The 20,606-nt window shown below is 60.4% G+C and carries 19 protein-coding genes and 1 pseudogene; 9 read left to right on the top strand and 11 right to left on the bottom strand.

The window, feature by feature from the left end; translation table 11 throughout:
- Positions 1 to 6 precede the first annotated feature (6 nt).
- The 7 genes from CAY82_RS05830 to CAY82_RS05860 all read right to left on the bottom strand — a co-directional run bounded on the left by CAY82_RS05830 (position 7) and on the right by CAY82_RS05860 (position 6,160).
- A complete protein-coding gene (locus CAY82_RS05830) occupies positions 7 to 1,353 on the bottom strand; it encodes a TadE/TadG family type IV pilus assembly protein (RefSeq protein WP_170931034.1) in 1,347 nt (448 codons plus the stop codon).
- Positions 1,354 to 1,364: 11 nt separating this feature from the next.
- The gene (locus tag CAY82_RS05835) at positions 1,365 to 1,646 is read right to left on the bottom strand and encodes a hypothetical protein (protein ID WP_087500335.1); all 282 of its coding nucleotides are present in this window, start codon (positions 1,644 to 1,646) and stop codon (positions 1,365 to 1,367) included.
- A 15-nt stretch (positions 1,647 to 1,661) separates the two neighbouring features.
- Positions 1,662 to 3,149: a type II and III secretion system protein family protein gene (locus tag CAY82_RS05840; protein ID WP_087500336.1), complete on the bottom strand. Its 1,488-nt coding sequence runs from the start codon at positions 3,147 to 3,149 to the stop codon at positions 1,662 to 1,664.
- A gap of 87 nt (positions 3,150 to 3,236) precedes the next feature.
- The gene (gene cpaB / locus CAY82_RS05845; RefSeq protein WP_087500337.1) at positions 3,237 to 4,049 is read right to left on the bottom strand and encodes a Flp pilus assembly protein CpaB; all 813 of its coding nucleotides are present in this window, start codon (positions 4,047 to 4,049) and stop codon (positions 3,237 to 3,239) included.
- Positions 4,050 to 4,061: 12 nt separating this feature from the next.
- Entirely contained in the window at positions 4,062 to 5,396 is a 1,335-nt protein-coding gene (locus tag CAY82_RS05850) for an AAA family ATPase (RefSeq protein ID WP_087500338.1), read from the bottom strand.
- Between the two features lie 15 nt (positions 5,397 to 5,411).
- A complete protein-coding gene (locus tag CAY82_RS05855) occupies positions 5,412 to 5,930 on the bottom strand; it encodes a prepilin peptidase (RefSeq protein ID WP_087500339.1) in 519 nt (172 codons plus the stop codon).
- Between the two features lie 38 nt (positions 5,931 to 5,968).
- Complete coding sequence (locus tag CAY82_RS05860) at positions 5,969 to 6,160, bottom strand: Flp family type IVb pilin (RefSeq protein WP_087500340.1); 192 nt, start codon at positions 6,158 to 6,160, stop codon at positions 5,969 to 5,971.
- Between the two features lie 448 nt (positions 6,161 to 6,608).
- On the opposite strand from CAY82_RS05860, the gene CAY82_RS05865 reads away from it, so the two are divergent.
- Positions 6,609 to 7,487, top strand: coding sequence for a DNA-binding response regulator (locus tag CAY82_RS05865; RefSeq protein ID WP_087500341.1), 879 nt, complete (start codon positions 6,609 to 6,611; stop codon positions 7,485 to 7,487).
- A gap of 71 nt (positions 7,488 to 7,558) precedes the next feature.
- A pseudogene (locus CAY82_RS26985) lies at positions 7,559 to 7,692 on the top strand (DUF4917 domain-containing protein); the annotation flags it as partial.
- 96 nt (positions 7,693 to 7,788) lie between these two features.
- Here CAY82_RS26985 and CAY82_RS26635 read toward each other — a convergent pair.
- Positions 7,789 to 8,061: a hypothetical protein gene (locus tag CAY82_RS26635; protein ID WP_170931030.1), complete on the bottom strand. Its 273-nt coding sequence runs from the start codon at positions 8,059 to 8,061 to the stop codon at positions 7,789 to 7,791.
- On the opposite strand from CAY82_RS26635, the gene CAY82_RS05875 reads away from it, so the two are divergent.
- Together CAY82_RS05875 and CAY82_RS05880 are read left to right on the top strand one after the other, a co-directional pair.
- Positions 8,062 to 8,607: a hypothetical protein gene (locus CAY82_RS05875; RefSeq protein ID WP_177408883.1), complete on the top strand. Its 546-nt coding sequence runs from the start codon at positions 8,062 to 8,064 to the stop codon at positions 8,605 to 8,607.
- A 76-nt stretch (positions 8,608 to 8,683) separates the two neighbouring features.
- Positions 8,684 to 9,451 (top strand): TSUP family transporter, encoded by a 768-nt coding sequence (locus CAY82_RS05880; protein ID WP_087500343.1) that lies wholly within the window; start codon positions 8,684 to 8,686, stop codon positions 9,449 to 9,451.
- A gap of 140 nt (positions 9,452 to 9,591) precedes the next feature.
- Here the strand turns inward: CAY82_RS05880 and CAY82_RS05885 are convergent, their stop codons facing one another.
- Entirely contained in the window at positions 9,592 to 10,806 is a 1,215-nt protein-coding gene (locus CAY82_RS05885) for an SAM-dependent methyltransferase (RefSeq protein WP_087500344.1), read from the bottom strand.
- A gap of 144 nt (positions 10,807 to 10,950) precedes the next feature.
- On the bottom strand, positions 10,951 to 11,568 hold the full coding sequence (locus CAY82_RS05890; RefSeq protein ID WP_087500345.1) for a TPM domain-containing protein: 618 nt from the start codon (positions 11,566 to 11,568) through the stop codon (positions 10,951 to 10,953).
- A 186-nt stretch (positions 11,569 to 11,754) separates the two neighbouring features.
- On the opposite strand from CAY82_RS05890, the gene bglX reads away from it, so the two are divergent.
- The 4 genes from bglX to CAY82_RS05910 all read left to right on the top strand — a co-directional run bounded on the left by bglX (position 11,755) and on the right by CAY82_RS05910 (position 18,815).
- On the top strand, positions 11,755 to 14,046 hold the full coding sequence (gene bglX, locus CAY82_RS05895; RefSeq protein WP_087500346.1) for a beta-glucosidase BglX: 2,292 nt from the start codon (positions 11,755 to 11,757) through the stop codon (positions 14,044 to 14,046).
- A gap of 86 nt (positions 14,047 to 14,132) precedes the next feature.
- Entirely contained in the window at positions 14,133 to 15,890 is a 1,758-nt protein-coding gene (locus tag CAY82_RS05900) for an ATP-binding protein (protein ID WP_087500347.1), read from the top strand.
- On the top strand, positions 15,884 to 17,218 hold the full coding sequence (locus CAY82_RS05905) for a sigma-54 dependent transcriptional regulator (protein WP_087500348.1): 1,335 nt from the start codon (positions 15,884 to 15,886) through the stop codon (positions 17,216 to 17,218). Before CAY82_RS05900 ends, CAY82_RS05905 begins: the two co-directional genes overlap by 7 nt.
- A gap of 277 nt (positions 17,219 to 17,495) precedes the next feature.
- A complete protein-coding gene (locus tag CAY82_RS05910) occupies positions 17,496 to 18,815 on the top strand; it encodes an MFS transporter (protein WP_085625844.1) in 1,320 nt (439 codons plus the stop codon).
- 267 nt (positions 18,816 to 19,082) lie between these two features.
- On the opposite strand, the gene CAY82_RS05915 is transcribed toward CAY82_RS05910, so the two are convergent.
- A complete protein-coding gene (locus CAY82_RS05915; protein WP_087500349.1) occupies positions 19,083 to 19,835 on the bottom strand; it encodes a hypothetical protein in 753 nt (250 codons plus the stop codon).
- A gap of 344 nt (positions 19,836 to 20,179) precedes the next feature.
- On the opposite strand from CAY82_RS05915, the gene CAY82_RS05920 reads away from it, so the two are divergent.
- Positions 20,180 to 20,506 carry a hypothetical protein gene (locus tag CAY82_RS05920; protein ID WP_087500350.1) on the top strand — a complete coding sequence of 109 codons (327 nt, stop codon included), beginning with the start codon at positions 20,180 to 20,182 and terminating at the stop codon, positions 20,504 to 20,506.
- Positions 20,507 to 20,606: the final 100 nt, after the last annotated feature.

Raw genomic sequence — 20,606 nt, forward strand, 5'->3', positions numbered from 1 at the left:
ACGCTCCTAGGAGTCGGTGCTCGGTGAACCACTGCCACTGATAAAGGTTTTGTACAGCTGGATAATCTGCGGACCAGAATCATCTTGCGGTGTAGGCCCAGGCACGCCATCACCCTCGCATTGCTTGACGAACTGGCCGAAGATCTGCGAATCCCCACCCGAGTTGTCGGCCGGCTGTACTACATAGAAGCAACCGAAACCGATGGCCGGAATCGACGATGCCCCCGAGTTCTTGCCCGAGCAGTCGCCTACCACGATCTTCAACATCCGCCGCTCGAAAACCCCGTTCGACTGGCACCCCGTGCCCCCGCCTGCGACGCATGCGGCCGTCTGCGCGGCATAATCGTTGTAGTCGAACAGCGGCGTGCCACCTGCAGACAGGTTGCCATTGCTCGAAGTGACGACTTGGCCCTGATGCTCCACCTGGTGAGGCGTGGTTTTATCGTTGTACTTCATCACCGGATTGCTATAGGTCGTCACCAGGTCGGGCGGATAGTCCGAACTATTGAGCGACCCGGAATACTCGCCGAAGCGAGTGTTCAGGCCTTTGACGGAAGGGCCAACCGTGTTGCCAGGCTTGGTGGCCACATTGTCGCCGACATTGCGGCAGACTGAGCTGCCGCCGGCCATCAGCTCGCCAATGGTCTTGCCGCCCGAGCCAAAATCGAGCAACTGGAAATTGCCAGGGCCAATCGGGTCGCTGTTCTTGGAAGCTGATTTCAAGACCTCCAGGTCACCAAAGCGATAACCCCAGAACATGCCGGCATCCGGGTTGTATTGAGCCGGGTTGCCACACACCAGCAGCGGCGCAAGATCACATGGGCTGGTCGGGCTCGGCCCCGCGGTGGCAATTGCCGTCACACGTTTGGTGGTCGCGGTGCCTTCGGTGAATGACTGGGCAAAGTCCCAGAAAAAACCCGCCAGTGAATAATTCGCTACCGAGACCCGTACGTAGGTGGCATTGGCCGGCCCCGGGTAGGAGAAAGGCCCATAGACGTTGTCTGCCAGTTCTACCACCGCAAATCCGCCAGGGTTGCCGCCGATTGCCGTCGCCAGCTCCTGGTTGCCGGTGGCACTGGCATTTTTTTGCAGGGTAGAGAGGGCGGCGTCACGCGCGTTACTGGCAGCATTGGCAGCGCCCATCACCTGGCTCAGGGTCTTGGCACCACTGAGGGCAGCGGCGTCCACGGCGTTCTGCAGCCGAGTCTTGTTCAACAACATGTGACCGCCATCGAGCACCAACGCGGCCATCATCAATATCGCCAACAGGGCGATCACGATGATGACAGTCACTGCCCCCCGCTGTTGGGCCGGCGGCGCGGTGAACATCCGTTGAGCTCGAGGAGTCATGATCGCGCCCTCAATCAGCGAGTTGAATCAGTGACTTGGATCTGGATTGGCTGACCGACCTGCTGCGCATCGCCGGTCGCCCCCCGATAACCATTGATCACCTTCTCCAGCAACGGCCCGTCGGGGCCGGCGGCAGGTAGTTCGGTACCTGGGTTGGCGGCCACTTGCTTGTCGGCAATCTGCTGGTAAGTGGTCTGGTAGACGCTGTAGCCCAGCGGGCCAACGCGCCCTTCGTCGTATGACATGCAACCGGACAACCCCGATAGCAGCGCACAAAACACAATCATGGTTCTCATGCTGGTTCTCTCCGATCAGTTCAGATCATGGCCAAAGTTGCCACCGCTGACCCCGAGGCTGACGGGTACCGCTCGCCCAGGCTCACTTCCCTTGGTCTTGCCAAGCAGGTAGAAGTCCCGGTCACTGGGCTCGACGAACCTCTCGGTGGGCAGGCGCACCGCCTTGGCATCCACAGGCTTGGCGAGGTGTGGCGTCACCAGAATCACCAGTTCGGTTTCACCGTTGATGAACGACTGGCTGCGGAACAGGTGCCCGAGTATCGGCAGGTCGCCCAGCCCCGGGAAACGGCTGACGAAATCGCGGGTGTTTTCACTGATCAGGCCCGCGATGGCGATGGTCTGACCATTGCCAAGTTCGACCGTGGACTCGGCGCTGCGCTTGGTCAGCGATGGAATGACCTGGGTAACACCATCGCCCAGAATGCTGTTCAGGCCTGTGTCGAGTACCAGCGAGTTGACGTTGGAAAGCTCGCTCACCGAGACATTCAGGTTGAGGTTGATGCGCCCGGAGTCGAGCACCACCGGCAGGAACTTCACGCCGACACCGAATTCCTTGTATTCGATGGTGATGCCATCATCTTCGGTGATCGGAATCGGGAACTCGCCACCGGAAATGAACTCTGCCTGCTGGCCGGTCAGCGTGGTGAGCGTGGGCTCGGCCAGCACTTTGGCCGAACCATTGTCCTTGGACGCCTCCAGCACCACGTTGAAGAGGAAATCGTCGGACAGGAACTGGGCGAACAAGCCTTTGCCGCCACCAATCAGCGAACCAGGCGAAAGGATCGACCCGCCACCAGGGCTTAGGCCCAGCCCCTGACCATTGTTGAACCCGCCACCGCTCCAGTTGCCGGAGGTGCCAAGAGCATTGAAGCGTATATTGAGGTTCTTGATCAGGCTGCGCTGCATTTCCGCCACCTTGACTTCCAGCATCACCTGCTGGCTGCCACCGACGCTGAGCAGGTTGATCACCTCCAGCGACTGGGTCGGTGTCGCCTCGGCAGCTTCACCCTTGCCTTGCACCACGCTGGCGGTTTGCGCGGCATAGGTCTTGGCAACCTTCATCGCCGTGTCCATGGCGGCAGCGCTGCGCACCTGGCCACGCAGCACCAGCGCCCCTTGGGCACTGAACACCTCGATGTTCTCCTCGGGCAACAGCTGGTGCAATTTGGTCTTGAGCCCGGTGAGGTCATGCACGACCTCCACATCCATGGTCTCGATCAAGCGGTTGCTGCTGTCCCACAGCAACACGTTGGTAGTGCCCAGGGAACGGCCAAGCAGATAGAGCTGGGTCGGGCTGGTGATCAGGATATCGGCGATATCCGGGTTACCGACCGAGATTTTCCTGACCGGTGTACGAGTGCTGATCGTCCGCGACTTGTAGATGGGTACCTGGACCATGTTGGTGTTGGCCGCCGGCATGGCGCTGTAGCCCGCACCCGGTTCTGCAGCCTGCGCCACGCCAGCGAACAGCAGCTGCGTACCCAGCCCGCACAACAGGTACATCCCTAATCTCTGCAAAGTATTCATGCACAACTCCTTGCGAGGTGATCTTGTTCCTGCCGAAGGTTAGCTATTGGGACGCCAGCTGCCTTAAAACCTTGTTTTCGCTACTTCAACTTCAGTCCCGCGGATAATGGTGATCGCACCAACTCCACCGTTACCTTTTGCCACCGGCTTCGGTTGGGGTTTGACTACTGGCGGCGCTACCTTGACCGGTTCGACAGCTGCAACGGCTGGTGGCTGTTTCTGTGCATCCAGCGGGTTACGCAGGGCCAATTGCAACTTCCCTTCCGATTGCGCCTTGACCAGTACCTCGGCCTCTTTGGCCGACATTTCCAAGGTCACGGCACGCACCACCACCGGCTGGGTCTTGTCCGTCCCCGCTGTCTGGTCCACGGCCAGTACGCGCAAGTCCTGAAGGATGGTCCTGGACTCTGATTCATTACTGCTGCCGTCGCTGCGTTTGGTCGCCAGTACATCGACCCGGTTGCCCGGCAACAGGAACCCGCCCACCCCGACCACGTCATCCACCCGCACCGAAATGGCTCGTTTGTCGGGGGCTATCAACGAAGCCAGGGTACTGCCGCCCAAGTGCTCAGCCACGCGTGCGCTGCGCAGCACATCGCCGCGCAGCATGGCGAAGGTGGCAATCTTGCCAACCACATTTTCATTGCTGTCGAAGGCATCGTCGGGCACTGCATCCTTGGGCATGCGCACGATAGCGACCTGCTGGGCCTCGATCATCTGCCCGAACGGGATCTCCACCGTGGCCACCACCACGTTCTTCATGTTGTCATCCGGGGCGGCGTTGAGCCGACCATTGAGCCAGTTGTTGGCCATCAAGGCGGCGCCAAGCCCCAAGGTCAGGGAAACGGCAACCAGGGTCAGCGTACGGGCACTCATGTCTGCATCTCCTTATCCAAGGAAGTCGATCTGGACGAAGTAGCTATGCCAGGCCCATTTCAGCTCCTGCTCCGACAGCGGACCATCGCCGCCCAGGTAACGCTGGCGGTCAAGCGCCATGTTCAGCAGGTCGCGAGGGTGGCAGGGCACCAGCGGCACGCCTTCGGCCTCATATAGCGCCTGTAGCGCATAACGCAACAGCGACGGGTCGTAAGCCAGGCCCAGGCGTTCGCATTCCTGGCGCCAGATGCGTTCGTACTCATCGACCTTCAGGTAGCTGAACTGCAGCTTGTAGCCGATGCGCCGCAAGAACGCTTCGTCGGCCAGCTCGAGGGGATTCAGGTTGGTGGAAAACACCAGCACCAGATCGAACGGCAGCTCGCAATGGCGCCCGCCTCCCAGGTTGAGGAAGTCGCGCTTCTCCTCCATCGGTACGATCCAGCGGTTGAGCAGCTCGGCCGGGGCCATGCGCTGGCGCCCCATATCGTCGATGATGAACAGGCCATTGCTGGCCTTGAGTTGCAGGGAAGCCTGGTACTGGCGGGTACTGGGATCGAAACGGACATCCAGTTGCTCCATGCCCAGTTCGCCGCCAGTAATCACCACCGGGCGTTTACAGCGCACCAGCCGCCGGTCGATGCCTTCGTTGAGCAACAGGCTGGCGGACTGGCCCTGCTCCTCCAGGCGTTGATGCACCTGAGGGTCGTACACCTCGATGACCGACTCGTTGATCTCGATGGCATGGGGTACCCAGATGGCTTCGGCGAACAGGCGGATCAGGCGGCTGCTGACGTAGGTCTTGCCGGTGCCTGCAGGGCCGTAAATCATGATGGCGCGCCCGGAGTTCAACGCTACGCCCAGTTGATCGAGCATGCTCTCCGAGAGCACTACGCCAGCGAACGCAGCATGCATGTCCTGCGTACTGATGCGGCCATGGTGGATGGTCTGCAGCTTGAGCAGGTCACGGTAGGCACTTACCGGAAAGGGCGCCGCGCCGATGTAGCCGCTGCGCGCCAGTGCATCCCGGGCGGTACCGCGGCCGCGCTCGGTCAGGCCGTATCGCAGCACCTGCCCCCCCGTTTGCACACCAACCTGGCCCAGGACTTCAACGCGGCCATCCTTGCGCAGAAATGCCAGCACTTCCTCTACCACGGCACCGGTCAGCGCCAGGCGCTCAACCAGCCGCGACAGGTCCAGCGTACCGGCGTCGTGCAGGTGCTTGCACAGCAAATCACCAAGAAAGCTTTCAGTCAGTCCAGTCTCACAAACAGTCCGCGGCTGTGGTGCAAGGCGCTGTACCGTTTCCCGATCATTGAAGTAGGCACTGCTGTCGCTGATCGCATACATGGCTAGCCTCCTGGGCTACCGACCGATATAAAGCCAATAGCCACTGGCCAGGGTTCCGAGCAAAATTGCCACGGAGTAAGGGAACGGCTTGCCGGCTACTTCATTTGCCGCCGGTGCCAAGTAAGCTCGTGCACTTGCTATCAACCAATAGCGCGCCAAGGTTTGCTTTAGTTGTCCGCGAAACAAGACAATCAGCACACCGCACAGCGCACCGGCCATCAAACTGAAAAAAACAGCCCACAACGCGGTGAATGGGGTCAGGAAACTACCGACCATGGCCATTAACTTGACATCGCCGGCAGCCATCCCGCCCAGAGCGTACATGGGCAACAAAACCGCAAAGCCGATCAGGGTGGCCAATGCCGCATCACCAAGCCCGTCGACCCCGCTTGCATAGACCTGGCTTATCAGGCCCAAAGCCAGTCCAACAACAATCAGTAGATTGGGAATGCGGTGGCAACGAAGGTCGCTCACCACCGCAATACCGAGCAGCACTAGCAACATGATTGAAGTAGACATCTGCTCTATGGACATCGTCCCATCCCCCAATTGTGTCAGGTGCGTCAGGCTTGTTAGCAGGCGCCACCGGCCATGCAAGTCGACAACCTGCCGAGAGCAGAGGTTATGGCGGCCGCCAAAGTATCGAACGAGGCGGCAACAGCCAGAGTTACCAAGCCACCTGCCACGGCATATTCCACGATGGTCAGACCATCTTCATCTTTGACGAACTTCATAACCGAAGCCTGGATTGTTTGCAGATTCATTTCGCTCACCTCGCTAAGGATATTTTTTTCTTCTCGGGCAGTGGCGTGTGCACTACCTGTTGGGAATCCTAGTCAGGGGGGGACCTTAGTCGTTAGGAGATTTTTGCGAATCGCTAGGACTTTTTTGCGGCCATTGGCCAGCATCGAGAAGGTGGGCGATCCCGCCAGTAAAACAGACAGGAAACCCGAATATGAGAAGCACTTTCGTACGCATTTGCAGTCGGTTCAGGGAAAGGTTCTGGCACGTTTGTTCAAAGCCGACAAGCGGTCGTCTTGATCAAAGACCAGACCGGGTGCGGAACCTGTCTAACATCAGCGTTTTACAAAACGTTTAGAACGCCTTAAGCAAAAGAGATCTAAGTTAATAACCAAATTCATCGGCGAGTTAATAGCGCTTTGACAATACTGCTGCACGTAGGGAAACTCCCCAGCATAAGGTTAAGTCACGATGTCTGACCCGGGCACAAAGCCGCTGTTGTTGTGGTTCGATCTGACACGCGATCATTCCACCGAAGCGCTGATGGGACAGTTCAGTCAAGTCTGCGATTGCAAACTGGCGAAGGCCGTCGCGCATTCCGAACGCCAGCAGGCAGACATGATCTGCATGCATTTCGATCGCCCCGACACCCTTAACCTCAACCTTCTGCTGGAGGTGAAACGCAACTCACCGTCCATCCCGGTCACCATGTTCACCGTGCAGCACTCCGAAGAACTGGCAGTCTGGGCCATGCGTTCGCGGGTATGGGAATACCTGGTGTTGCCGCTTACAACCAGCGAAATGAACCGCTACCTCGATGTACTGAAGCAGCTTTGCGAAGTACGCCGCGCTATCAAAAGTCAGGGCAATGCGCAGCAGATCGATCATCTGCCGTCCCTGCCCGACAGCATTCGCCTGACCGGCGAACACCAAAAGCACAAGGCACTCAGTAAGGTCATGCCATACATCGACCAGCACTTTCGCGAATGCATCGATCAAAAGGACCTGGCGCAGCGCTGCGGCATGACCACGGCTCGCTTCAGCCGCCTGTTCAAGGAGGTCAACGGCGTGGGTTTTCTGGATTACATCCTGAGCAAGCGCATGAACCTGGCCATGGACCTGCTCGTCAACAGCCAGATGCCGATTACCAGCATCGGCTATGAGGCTGGCTTCAAAGACCCGTCCTATTTCGCCCGCGCCTTCAAGCAGGTCAGCAACTGCACGCCCAGCGAGTACCGCCAGGCCCGCCAGCTCGGCGCGCCAGCCAGCGAAGCCAAGTCCCTGAAAGGTGCAAATGCGTCCGTGCCGGATAACGTGTCACCGAGTGCTGCGCTTCACAAGAGCCGCTGATAGATCATTTGCCCAAGGCTCCCTCTGCTGAAAGGCAACGGCGCCAGCCTGGCGTTGTGGAACGCCGGTCGGCTATACACCAAACGCGTCCGGTACACCTGTCGATTGCCATCCGGCCGTTGAGCGAGGCTTCGGTGGTCAACCAGAAGCAGCACTTTGTCGAGCGACTCAGGAGCTTGGGGGGCCAGCGCTGCATTTCTTTGACGATCACAGGGGATGCAGATCAGGGCGTCGAAATAGTCCATCGCTCTCAAGAGGTCGAGGAATGCATCTATACGACTACAGGCAGAGAACTGATAGCTCAAGACAAATTCAAGCTCCATTTCGCAAAGCCCAACGATAACCAAAAGATAGCGAAGCCTGTGATCGCACCTATGAATGCATAAAACCCAGCCCACTTAAAAGAAAAGAACTTTCCTACAGATTTAAAAGAAACTTCCGTAGGAATAACACCACCCGTCAGCACCTCACTAGCCTCAGAAACAAACACCCTGAAAAAACCTGTTGACTTCAGCAAAAAAACAGTGATGTCATTATTGCGCGCAAAGTGCGCCATAGCATCGTCATGGCTCACATGCACGAAGTTGCAAAAGATGATTTCGGCTTAGGACATGAGGGACATGATGGGATGTACCCGAACATGACAGGCGCCTTCAGCGCAACCGACTGGAGTCAAGACCGATTCTCTGTAAAGCAGTGTAACGATTTCTCCGAGTTCCTCTACAGCGTTGGCGTAGCAGGGCATAGACTTCCGATGAATTCTATCGAATATATGCAATCCATGATGGATGCCATGATGGTGTCCATCGCATCTGAACTCTGGAATGGACGCGAGTACAATTTTCTCGCCCAACACATTGAAGATAAACTTTTGGCTATCAACCCGTCACTTGGCTCAAATACTAATGAGCTAAGAAACGCAAAAGGCTACGTACTCAGCCATTCCGGCGAAGTCGAGAACAAGCATGGTCTGCATGCCTTGGCCGCTGCGCAAGCTTATGGCCGAGTTACAGGATTGACCTTTGATCCAGTTCGACTGCAGACGATCATGCTTGATTACAACCAACGTGTTGGCAAGGCGTTTTATAACCTTCGCGAGGTCTTGAGCCAACTTAACTGACCGATTTTATCGGCCACACGCCTGACTGCCGTATCAAAGAGCCGATAGATCTCCACTCATAAACCTGGTGTCACCCATGGAATTCGAGCACGCTCTGATCACTCTGGGCCTTTTCGCTTTTTGCGGCGGACTAATTGATGCAGCAGTAGGTGGCGGAGGGCTTGTGCAAGTCCCCGCTCTCCTTCACGCACTGCCAAACCACAGTTTGGCCACCGTATTTGGTACTAACAAAATCGCTGTTTTCGCGGGTAACATTTTCTCCACCCTGAGCTATGCGAAACGAATCAAGATCGTATGGCGACTGATGCTACCGACAGCACTTTCTGCGTTTGTCTTTGCATTCCTGGGCGCCTACTCTGTCTCGCTGGCGCCCAAAGCCATGATGGAATACATTGTCTTCGCCGCTCTGGTGACCATGGCAATTTATACATTCATCAAGAAAGACCTTGGGCAAACCCATACATCTGTACAATGCGGCAAGAAAGAAATCGTACTGGGTATTTTCTTTGGTGGCACCATCGGCTTCTACGATGGTATCTTTGGACCCGGCAGTGGCAGCTTGCTGCTGTTCATTTTCGTCAAGTATTTTGGTTTCGACTTCCTGAATGCATCGGCCTCTGCAAAGTTGGTCAACCTGGGTACATTTACTGCGGCACTGCTTTTCTTCATCCCCTCCGGCCATGTGCTATGGGCAATCGGTGGTGTGGTGGCTGCCTGCAATGTTGCAGGTTCGTTGACGGGTACTTTCCTGGCATTACGCTACGGAAGCCGGTTTATCCGCACCTTCTTTTTAATCCTCTTGATCTTTCTGATTGGAAGAATGGGCGTTTCGCTATTCCTATAGGAGTACGCCAAGCCCTTTGGGAGCGCTGTGGGCATGCCCGCGAAGAATACAACGCGGTGGCTGGCACCGGCTTCGCCGGTGTTCGCGGGCACGCCCGCTCCCACAGAGGCACGCGTGAGCAGGTCAAGCGGTGGCAACAGTCAGAGCAACCCATCCGCCCGCAACAACGTTTCCAGGCAATGTTCCTGAACCCCATAGAACGCCTTGAGCTGGGCAATCTTCTCCAGCAACGCAACGTTGTCCCCCACCTGCCGCCGCTTCACCGCAAGAATCATCTTGTTCTTGTTGGTGTGCTCCAGCGAGATGAACTCGAACACCTTGGTTTCGTACCCGCAGGCTTCCAGGTACAGCGCGCGCAGGCTGTCGGTCAGCATCTCGGCCTGCTGGCCCAGGTGCAGGCCGTACTGCAGCATCGGCTGCAACAACCCTGGGCTGTGCAATTGCGGGCGGATCTGCTTGTGGCAGCACGGGGAGCACATGATGATCGCGGCGTTGCAGCGGATGCCAGTATGGATGGCATAGTCGGTGGCGATGTCGCAGGCATGCAGGGCAATCATCACCTCGATGGCCTCGGGCACCACGCTGCGTACGTCGCCACACTGGAACTCCAGGCCCGGGTGCTCCAGGCGCAAGGCGGCGGCGTTGCACAAGTCGACCATATCCTGGCGCAGCTCGACACCAGTCACCTGCGCTTCACGGCCCAGGCTGTTGCGCAGGTAGTCGTGCATGGCAAAAGTCAGGTAGCCCTTGCCAGAGCCGAAGTCGGCCACCCGCAGCGCCTGCTCCGCCGGCACCGGGGCGCTGGCCAGGGCGTGGTCGAAGACTTCGATGAACTTGTTGATCTGCTTCCACTTGCGCGACATGGACGGGATCAGCGCGCCTTGTGCGTCAGTCACGCCGAGATCACGCAGGAACGGCCGTGACAGCTCCAGATAGCGTTTCTTTTCGCGGTCATGGCCGCTGTTGGTGGCTGCCTCACGCGGTGCCTGTGCGCCGTGGCGCTGGAGCATTGGCTTGCCCTTCTTGCTGAAGGTCAGCTGCACCTCACCGTCGGCGTCGAACAGGTGGGCGTTGCGAAAGCTGTCCGGCAACAGCTCGGCGACCAGCGTCTGGGCCTGGTCAAGCGCCAGGTTGCGGGTGATGTCGCGGGTCTGATGGCGGTAGACCAGCGACAGGCACGGCTGGCCCTTGACCAGCAGCGGCTTGGCAATGATCCGTTGCAAGGTCTGGTCGGCACCGACATGGCGCGCCAATACCAGTTTGACCAGGGTATTGCCGTGCAGGGCAGCATTCAGCAGGTCGAGAAACTGGGTGCGCGCATCCGGCGCGGATGGGGCAGAAGAACTGGCGGACATGGAGAAACGGTGCCTCGGATAGCGGGGAGCGCATTCTACACCCTGTGGGAGCGGGTTTACCCGCGAATGCGTCGCTAGCCTCAAGGCAGCATTCGCGGGTGAACCCGCTGCCACAGGGGGCACATCAAATCCGCAGGGTTCGACTCAATCGAGAATCACCAGGCGGTTGGGCAGCTCATTACGGGAATGGGTAGGCGGCACGTGCTCGCTGAGCAACTCGCCGCACGCATCGATGCACTCGACAAAACCCTGCAAGGTGCGGCCCTGGCGTACCTGTTCGGCAAAGCGGGCGACGATGGCCGCGCGGGCGGTGGCATCCAGGTGGTGCTCGATGCCGCGGTCGACCAGGATCTCCACATGCCGCTCCGCCTCGCAGACGAAGATCAGCACACCCGTGGCACCTGCCGTGCGCTGCAGGTTCTGTTCGCGAAACTGTTGGCGGGCCAGGCGCGAGGCGCGCCAACGGCGCAGAGCCCGAGGGATCAGCCAGCCGGCCAGGCGCGGGCTGCGCAGCAACAGGCACAAGCCGACGAACAGCAGCACATTGGCCACCAGCAAGCCACGCCCCCCAGGCCAGCCCAGCAGCCAGTGCAACAGGCATGGCACGGCCAGCGCCAGCACGGCAGCCCAGAACAATGGCCAATAAGCGTAATCATCGGCCCGGCGGGCCAGCACCGTCACCAGTTCGGCATCGGTGTGCCGTTCGGCACGGGCAATGGCTTCAGCGATCTGGCGCTGATGGTATTCGTCGAGGGGAATCATGCCTTCGGTCTCTTCAGCGTTCTTATAGTTGTTGTCCCGGCATTCGGGGCTTCGTCCGCAGGCGTGATATTCAGGCATAATCCGCCGCTGGAAAAAATGCCTGCAAATCGTACAACAATAGCCGCCTGAAAACTTCGGCCGCGTACGTATCAACGTGGATACGGCAAAGGCCCCACAACGGAATTGATGATGAAACTGTCTTTGCTGGGCCTGGCCATGGGCCTTGCCAGTCAGGCGGCCCTCGCCGCCCCCTCCGCCCCGCCCCTGCAGGACAAGCAGGCGTTTATCGACCATCTGATCAGCCAGATGACCGAAGCCGAGAAGATCGGCCAGCTGCGCCTGATCAGTATCGGGCCGGAAATGCCCAAGGATAAGATCCGCGAGGAAATTGCCGCCGGGCGCATCGGCGGTACCTTCAACTCACGCACGGCCCCCGAGAACCGCCCCATGCAGGACGCGGCGATGCGCAGCCGGCTGAAGATTCCGATGTTCTTCGCCTACGACACCGTTCACGGCGAGCGCACCATTTTCCCGATCGGTCTGGGCATGGCCGCGACCTGGGACATGGACGCCGTTGCCAAAGTCGGCCGCACCGCTGCCATCGAAGCTGCTGCCGACGCCCTGGACATGACCTTCGCACCGATGGTCGATATCGCCCGCGACCCGCGCTGGGGCCGCACCAGTGAAGGCTTCGGTGAAGACACCTACCTGACCTCGAAGATCGGCCAGGTGATGGTCCGCTCGTTCCAGGGCAGCAGCCCGGCCAACCCCGACAGCATCATGGCCATCGTCAAGCACTTCGCCCTGTATGGCGCGGTGGAAGGCGGGCGCGACTACAACACGGTCGATATGAGCCTGCCGAAAATGTACAACGACTACCTGCCGCCCTACCGCGCCGCACTCGACGCGGGTGCCGGCGGGGTGATGGTGGCGTTGAACTCGATCAACGGCGTGCCGGCCACCTCCAACACCTGGCTGATGAACGACCTGCTGCGCAAGGAGTGGGGCTTCAAGGGCGTGACCATCAGCGACCACGGCGCCATCCAGGAACTTATCCGCCATGGCGTCGCCCGCGACGGCCGCGAAGCCGCCAAGCTGGCGATCAAGGCCGGCATCGACATGAGCATGAACGACACCCTGTACGGCGAAGAGCTGCCAGGTCTGCTGAAGTCCGGTGAAGTTACCCAGGGCGAGCTGGACCAGGCGGTGCGCGAAGTACTCGGTGCCAAGTACGACATGGGCCTGTTCAAGGACCCGTACGTACGCATCGGCAAGGCCGAAACCGACCTGAAGGACTACTACGGCAACGACCGCCTGCACCGCGACGCCGCGCGTGACGTGGCGCGTCGCAGCCTGGTGCTGCTGGAAAACCGCAACCAGACCCTGCCGCTGAAAAAGGCTGGCACCATTGCCCTGGTCGGCCCGCTGGCCGATGCGCCTATCGACATGATGGGCAGCTGGGCTGCCGACGGCAAACCGGTACACTCGGTGACCGTGCGCGAAGGCCTGCGTCGCGCCGTGGAGGGCAAGGCCAAGCTGGTCTACGCCAAAGGTTCCAACGTCACCGGCGACAAGGCGATGTTCGATTACCTGAACTTCCTCAACTTCGATGCCCCTGAAATCGTCGACGATCCGCGCCCGCCTGCGGTGCTGATCGACGAAGCAGTGAAGGCAGCACAGCAGTCCGACGTGGTTGTAGCAGTAGTAGGCGAGTCCCGCGGCATGTCCCACGAGTCGTCGAGCCGTACCACCCTGGAAATTCCAGCCAGCCAGCGCGAGCTGATCAAGGCCCTGAAAGCCACCGGCAAGCCGCTTGTGCTGGTGCTGATGAACGGCCGCCCACTGTCGATCGCCTGGGAGCGCGAGCAGGCCGACGCCATCCTCGAAACCTGGTTCGCCGGTACCGAAGGTGGCAATGCGATTGCCGACGTGCTTTTTGGCGATTACAACCCGTCCGGCAAGCTGGCCATCACCTTCCCGCGTTCGGTTGGGCAGATCCCGATGTACTACAACCACACCCGTATTGGCCGGCCCTTCACGCCGGGCAAGCCGGGCAACTACACCTCGCAGTACTTCGAGGAGCCCAATGGCCCGCTGTACCCGTTCGGCTATGGCCTGAGCTACAGCAGCTTCGAGTTGTCGGACCTGACCTTGTCCAACAACAACCTCAAGCGTGGCGACACACTGCTGGCCAAGGTAACAGTGACGAACACCGGCAAGCGTGACGGTGAAACCGTGGTGCAGCTGTACTTGCAGGATGTGTCGGCGTCCATGAGCCGCCCGGTCAAGGAACTGAAAAACTTCCAGAAGCTGATGCTCAAGCCTGGTGAGTCGCGCACATTGAGCTTCCGCATCAGCGAGGAAGACCTGAAGTTCTACAATGGCCAGCTGCAGCGGGTTGCCGAACCAGGGGAGTTCAATGTCCAGGTCGGGCTGGATTCCCAGGCGGTGCAACAGCAGCGCTTTGAACTGCTGTAACTGACAGGTTTTGCCTGTATCGGCCCTTTCACGGGTAAACCCGCGAAGAGGCCGGCCCTGATGCCCCATTCATCCGGATCCGCCCCATGCCCATTTCCGTTCGCGCCCTGCGTCTGGGGCTGATCACCCTGCTGATCGTGCTGGGCACAGCCTTCAGCGCCGGCTGGGCCATGCACCAGGCCAAGCGCCAGGCCATGGAAGACGACGCCCGGCGTGCCAGCCAGCAGCTGGGCCTGTACGCCAATGCCCTGCACACGCTGATCGACCGTTACCGCGCCCTGCCCGCCGTGCTGGCGCTGGACCCGGAACTGATCGCCGCCCTGCGCGGCCCGGTCAGCGAACCGGTGCAGGACGCCCTGAATCGCAAGCTCGAACGCATCAATGGCGCCGCCAACTCCTCCACCCTCGAGCTGCTCGACCGCACCGGTTTGGCCATCGCCGCCAGCAACTGGCGGCTGCCCAGCAGCTACGTGGGCTCCAACTACGGTTTTCGCCCCTACTTCAAGCAAGCCCGCAGCCAGGGCAGTGGTCGCTTCTACGCCGTGGGCGTGACCAGTGGCGTGCCGGGCTACTTCCTCGCCAGCGCGGTAAACGACGAGCATGGCCGCTTCCTCGGCGCCATGGTGGTGAAGCTGGAGTTCCCCGAACTGGAGCGCGAATGGCGCCAGGGCAGCGATATCCTGCTGGTCAGCGATGCCCGCGGCATCACCTTCATCGCCAACCAGGACGGCTGGCGCTACCGCGAACTGTTGCCACTCAGTGGTGCCGACCGTGCCGAACTGGCCGAAACCCGTCAGTACGACAAGCAACCGCTGGTGCCGCTGCAGCACCAGGTGCTGACCCGCTTTGCCGCCAACAGCACCCTCAGCCGCGTGCAAGGCCCGGAGGGCAGCGCCGAGTACCTGTGGGAAAGCCTGCCACTGGAGGGTGAAAACTGGACCTTGCATCTGCTGCGCAAGCCGCAGGTAGCCGCCGACGGTCGCAATGCCGCCCTCGGCGCCGCCGCCGTATGGCTGAGCCTGGTGTTCGCTGCGCTGTTCGTCAGCCAGCGCTTGCGCCTGGCCCGGCTGCGCCAGCGCAGCCGGGAGGAGCTCAAGCGTCAGGTCGAGGAGCGCACCCGCGAGCTGCGCACCGCCCAAGAGGGCCTGGTGCAATCGGCCAAGCTGGCCGCGCTGGGGCAGATGTCGGCAGCCATGGCCCATGAAATCAACCAGCCGCTGACCACTCAGCGCATGCAACTGGAAACCCTGCGCCTGCTGCTCGACCATGGCCGCCATGACGAAGCACGCCAGGCGCTGGAGCCGTTGGAGCAGATGCTCACGCGCATGGCCGCGCTCACCAGCCACCTGAAAACGTTTGCCCGCAACAGCCCGGTTGGCCTGCGCGAGCGCCTCGACCTGGCTACCGTGGTCGACCAGGCCCTGCACCTGCTGGAAGCGCGCATTCGTAGCGAAAAAGTGGAGGTAGCCCTGTACCTGGCGCGCCCGGCCTGGGTGCGCGGAGATGCCATTCGCCTGGAACAGGTGCTGATCAACCTGCTGCGCAATGCCCTCGACGCCATGGCCGACAAGCGCTACAAACGCCTGGAGATCCGCATCGAGCCCGACGGCGCGCTGTGGCGCCTTAGCGTGCTGGATTCGGGGGGCGGCATTGCCGAAGCCGACCTGGCCAAGGTCTTCGACCCGTTCTTCACCACCAAGCCGGTGGGCGAAGGCCTGGGCCTGGGCTTGGCTATTTCCTACGGCATCGTCCACGAGGCCGGTGGCCAGTTGCAGGCCGAAAACCTGCCCGGCGGCGCGCGCCTTAGCCTGACCCTGCCCCGTGACCTGGAGCCTGTATGTTGAATTCAGTGATCGTCGTCGATGATGAAGCCAGTATTCGAACAGCTGTCGAGCAATGGCTGAGCCTGTCTGGTTTCAGCGTGCAGCTGTTCGCCCGCGCCGAAGAGTGCCTGGCGCACCTGCCACGGCACTTCCCCGGGGTGATCATCAGCGATGTGCGCATGCCGGGCATGGATGGCCTGCAATTGCTCGAACGCCTGCAGGCGGACGACCCCGACTTGCCGGTGATCCTGCTGACCGGCCACGGCGATGTGCCCATGGCGGTGGAAGCCATGCGCAGCGGGGCCTACGACTTCCTGGAAAAACCTTTCACCCCGCAGCACCTGCTGGGCAGCCTGCGCCGGGCCCTGGAAAAGCGCCAGCTGGTGCTGGAAAACCGCCGGCTGCACGAGCAGGCCGACCTCAAGTCACGCCTGGAAAGCACGCTACTGGGCATGTCCCAAGGCCTGCAACAGCTGCGCCGGCAAGTGCTGGACCTGGCCAGCCTGCCGGTCAATGTGCTGATCCGTGGCGAAACCGGCAGTGGCAAGGAGCGCGTGGCGCGCTGCCTGCACGATTTTGGTCCGCGCGCCAGCAAGCCCTTCGTCGCCCTCAACTGTGCAGCCATCCCCGAATCACTGTTCGAGGCTGAGCTGTTCGGCCATGAAAGCGGCGCCTTTACCGGCGCCCAGGGCAAGCGCATCGGCAAGCTGGAGTACGCCAACGGTGGCACGGTGTTCCTCGACGAAATCGAGAGCATGCCACTGGCGCAGCAAGCCAAGCTGTTGCGGGTGATCCAGGAGCAGAAGCTCGAGCGGCTGGGGGCCAACCAGAGTATTGCTGTCGACCTGCGCATCATTGCCGCGACCAAGCCCGATCTGCTTGAGGAAGCCCGCGCCGGGCGCTTCCGCGAAGACCTTGCCTATCGCCTGAACGTGGCCGAGTTGCGCCTGGCGCCTTTGCGGGAGCGGCGTGAGGACATTCCACTGCTGTTCGAGCACTTTGCCCGTGCCGCTGGCGAAAAGCTTGGCCGTGAGGCCCCGCCGCTGTCGGGCGCTCAACTGGCGCAGTTGCTGTCGCACGACTGGCCGGGCAACGTGCGTGAGCTGGCCAATGCGGCGGAACGCCATGCATTGGGGCTGGGCGCGCCGAACATCGAGGTGGCGCCTGCCGGGCAGTCGCTGGGCGAGCAGATGGAGGCGTTCGAGGCGCAATGTCTGCGCGCGGCGCTGCGCCAGCATGGGGGTGAGATCAAGGCAGTGATGGAGGCCTTGCAACTGCCACGGCGCACGCTGAACGAGAAGATGCAGCGGCATGGTTTGATACGCGAGGAATTTGTAGGGCGCAAATGAGCGGAAATCCGCTTATCGCACCCAGCCAATAAGCAAAGAACCGCTCATAAACAAGATTTTTTTGGGCTGCGTTGCAGCCCTTCGCGGGCACGCCCGCTTCCACAGAGAAACGCAACGAGTCAGGCGTCCCGCGGTCCCTGTGGGAGCGGGCGTGCCCGCGAAGGGCGCAAGCCGCCCCCATCTGGATCACTCCGCACCCATTTGGCACACCTTCTGCAATTACCTGTGCAAGCTGCGCCAAGGCGCGCTCCACAAAAACAACGAGAAGGTATCCCTGATGGATAATGCCACCTCCCTGCCCACCGGGGCGGCCACCGCGCCTGCCGCAGAAAAAACCACCGCCAGCCGTCTGAAGTCGATCTTCAGCGGGTCCATCGGCAACATGGTCGAATGGTACGACTGGTACGTCTACGCCGCATTCTCGCTGTACTTCGCCAAGGCCTTCTTCCCCGCCGGCGACTCTACCGCACAATTGCTCAATACCGCCGCGATCTTCGCCGTGGGCTTCCTCATGCGCCCGATCGGTGGCTGGCTGATGGGCCTGTACGCCGACCGCAAAGGCCGCAAAGCCGCATTGATGGCCTCGGTACTGCTGATGTGCGCAGGCTCGCTGGTCATCGCCCTGACCCCGGGTTACGAAACCATCGGCGTCGCCGCGCCGATCCTGCTGGTCATCGCACGCCTGATGCAGGGCCTGTCGGTGGGCGGTGAATACGGCACCTCGGCCACCTACCTGAGTGAAATGGCCAGCAAGGACCGCCGTGGCTTCTTCTCCAGCTTCCAGTACGTGACCCTGATCTCCGGTCAGCTCATCGCCCTGGCGGTATTGATCGTCCTGCAACAGACCCTGACCACAGAGCAGCTGTATGCCTGGGGCTGGCGCGTACCGTTCGTGATCGGTGCGCTGTGCGCCGTGGTGGCCCTGTACCTGCGTCGCGGCATGGAAGAAACCGCCTCCTTCACCAAGAAGGAAAAGGCCAAGGAAAGCCTGATGCGCACCCTGCTGCGCCACCCCAAGGAGCTGATGACCGTGGTCGGCCTGACCATGGGCGGCACCCTGGCCTTCTACACCTACACCACCTACATGCAGAAGTACCTGGTCAACACCGTAGGCATGAGCATCAGCGACTCGACCACCATCTCGGCCGCCACGCTGTTCCTGTTCATGTGCCTGCAACCAGTGATCGGTGGCCTGTCCGACAAGATCGGTCGGCGCCCGATCCTGATCGCCTTCGGCGTGCTCGGCACCCTGTTCACCGTACCGATCCTCAGCACCCTGCACACCATCCAGACCTGGTGGGGCGCGTTCTTCCTGATCATGGCGGCGCTGATCATCGTCAGTGGCTATACCTCGATCAACGCCGTGGTCAAAGCCGAGCTGTTCCCCACTGAAATCCGCGCCCTGGGCGTGGGCCTGCCGTACGCCCTGACCGTGTCGATCTTCGGCGGCACCGCCGAGTACGTGGCCCTGTGGTTCAAGAGCGCGGGCATGGAGAGCGGCTTCTACTGGTACGTCACCGCCTGCATCGCCTGCTCGCTGCTGGTTTACGCGACCATGAAGGACACCAAGCAGCACTCGCGGATTACCACTGAGTGAGTGTGAGCTTGCGGTAATCAAGAAGGGCGCCCCGTTTTCGGGGCGCCTTTTTTCATACATGCGAATGCGTCATGCAATCCAGGTGTACGGTTTGAGGGCTCCAGCGCATGCGAGACGCACCGCGCGGACGGCGCTCGATTTCAGCAACAGCGCAAACATCAAGCCATACCTCCGAAGCCTTCTGATGAGCCGATTAGAAATCCTATTCGGCTCACCATGTGAGCCGAATAGCCCAATTAATCGGCTCACTGGTATCGGAAAGCAGGCTCAGGACATCTCCAACGCCTGACGCGGCTCACGACGCTGGTACCAGGTGGCCATCAACACCAGTACCAGCAACACCCCGCCCAACACTGCCGAAGAGCCGACCGTGCCGAAGTCCAGGCCGCCCTTCTCATGGGGTTTGGTGAGGAAGTCGCCCAAGGTGGCACCGAACGGCCGGGTGAGCACAAACGCGACCCAGAACAACACCACGCCAGGGATGCGTGTCCAGTAGCGGGCCACCACTACCAAGGCGATAGCACTGCCGATCAGCAGTGCACCACCGGCAAAACCGAGCCCCGAGTCATCGGCCAGGTAATCGCCCAGTGCGGTGCCGAGGGTGTTGGAAAACAGGATCGCAACCCAGTAGAACAATTCGCCCGTGCGGTTCTTGATGCGGGTTACATCCAGCGGGTTGCCGCTCAGGCGCCACACCAGGAAGGTCAGCAGCAGGATGCCGATGAGAATGGCCGCCCCAGCGGCATAGCCCAGGCCCAGGGTGCGGTCCATGAAGTCGGACATGGTGGTGCCGGCAGTGCTGGTGGAGAGGATCACCAGCCAGTACAGCATCGGGTGGTAGCGGCGCGAGTACAGCTGGCCGAGCAAGGTCAGCAGGAACACGCTGATAAGCAGCAACGAACTGAGGGCATAGCCGATGTTCAGGGTCATCGACAGCAAATCCCCCGCCGTTTCGCCAAGGGTGGTAGCGCAGATCTTCATGACCCAGAAGGCCAAGGTGATTTGCGGAAGTTTGTTCATTGTTGTGCCGCTCCGGTTTGAGGTGCGGCGATGGTGCTGAGCAGCATTTGAAAAATCGGTTGGTGATGTATGAAAAATGCGTTCAGCAGCCTTCAATGACAGATTTTTCATCCTTAACGCCCCATTAATTCCACCGCCTCAAGCTGAAATGGCTGGCAGAACGTCGGCGCATGGGCGGACACATCCTGAGCCAGAACCGCTGCCCGAGCCACAAGATGCACGCCAATATACATCGAATAATTCGATTTTTAAGCACTACTATTTGCGCTTTTTAATCAAATTAATCGGCGTAGGATTAAACCCATAGAAACAAAACAACCTCAAAAACCCCTGGAGCAACGACCATGAAAAACAAACTGATCCTCACCCTGGCCCTCTCGGTTTTCGCTGCTGGCGCCTTCGCCGAAGATGGCTTCAACCGCACCAACGCCCACGCCTTCGCAGCGACCCAGAGCCAATCCGCTGCCTACGCTGAAGATGGCTTCGACCGTACCGGTGGCCAGCGCTTCGCCGAAGACGGTTTCGACCGCACCGGTGGCCAACGCTTCGCCGAAGACGGTTTCGACCGCACCGGTGGCCAACGCTTCGCCGAAGACGGTTTCGACCGCACCGGTGGCCAACGCTTCGCCGAAGATGGCTTCGACCGCACCAACGCCAATCGCATCAGCTGATCTCTGATGCGAGCTCCCAGCCCGGCCTCGGCCGGGCTTGATCATTTGCAGGCGAGCACAGGCTTGGCACACTAGGCGCCTCGTTAATCAGGAGGTAGGG

This window comes from Pseudomonas sp. SID14000 (genome assembly GCF_002165135.1).
GTDB lineage: Bacteria > Pseudomonadota > Gammaproteobacteria > Pseudomonadales > Pseudomonadaceae > Aquipseudomonas.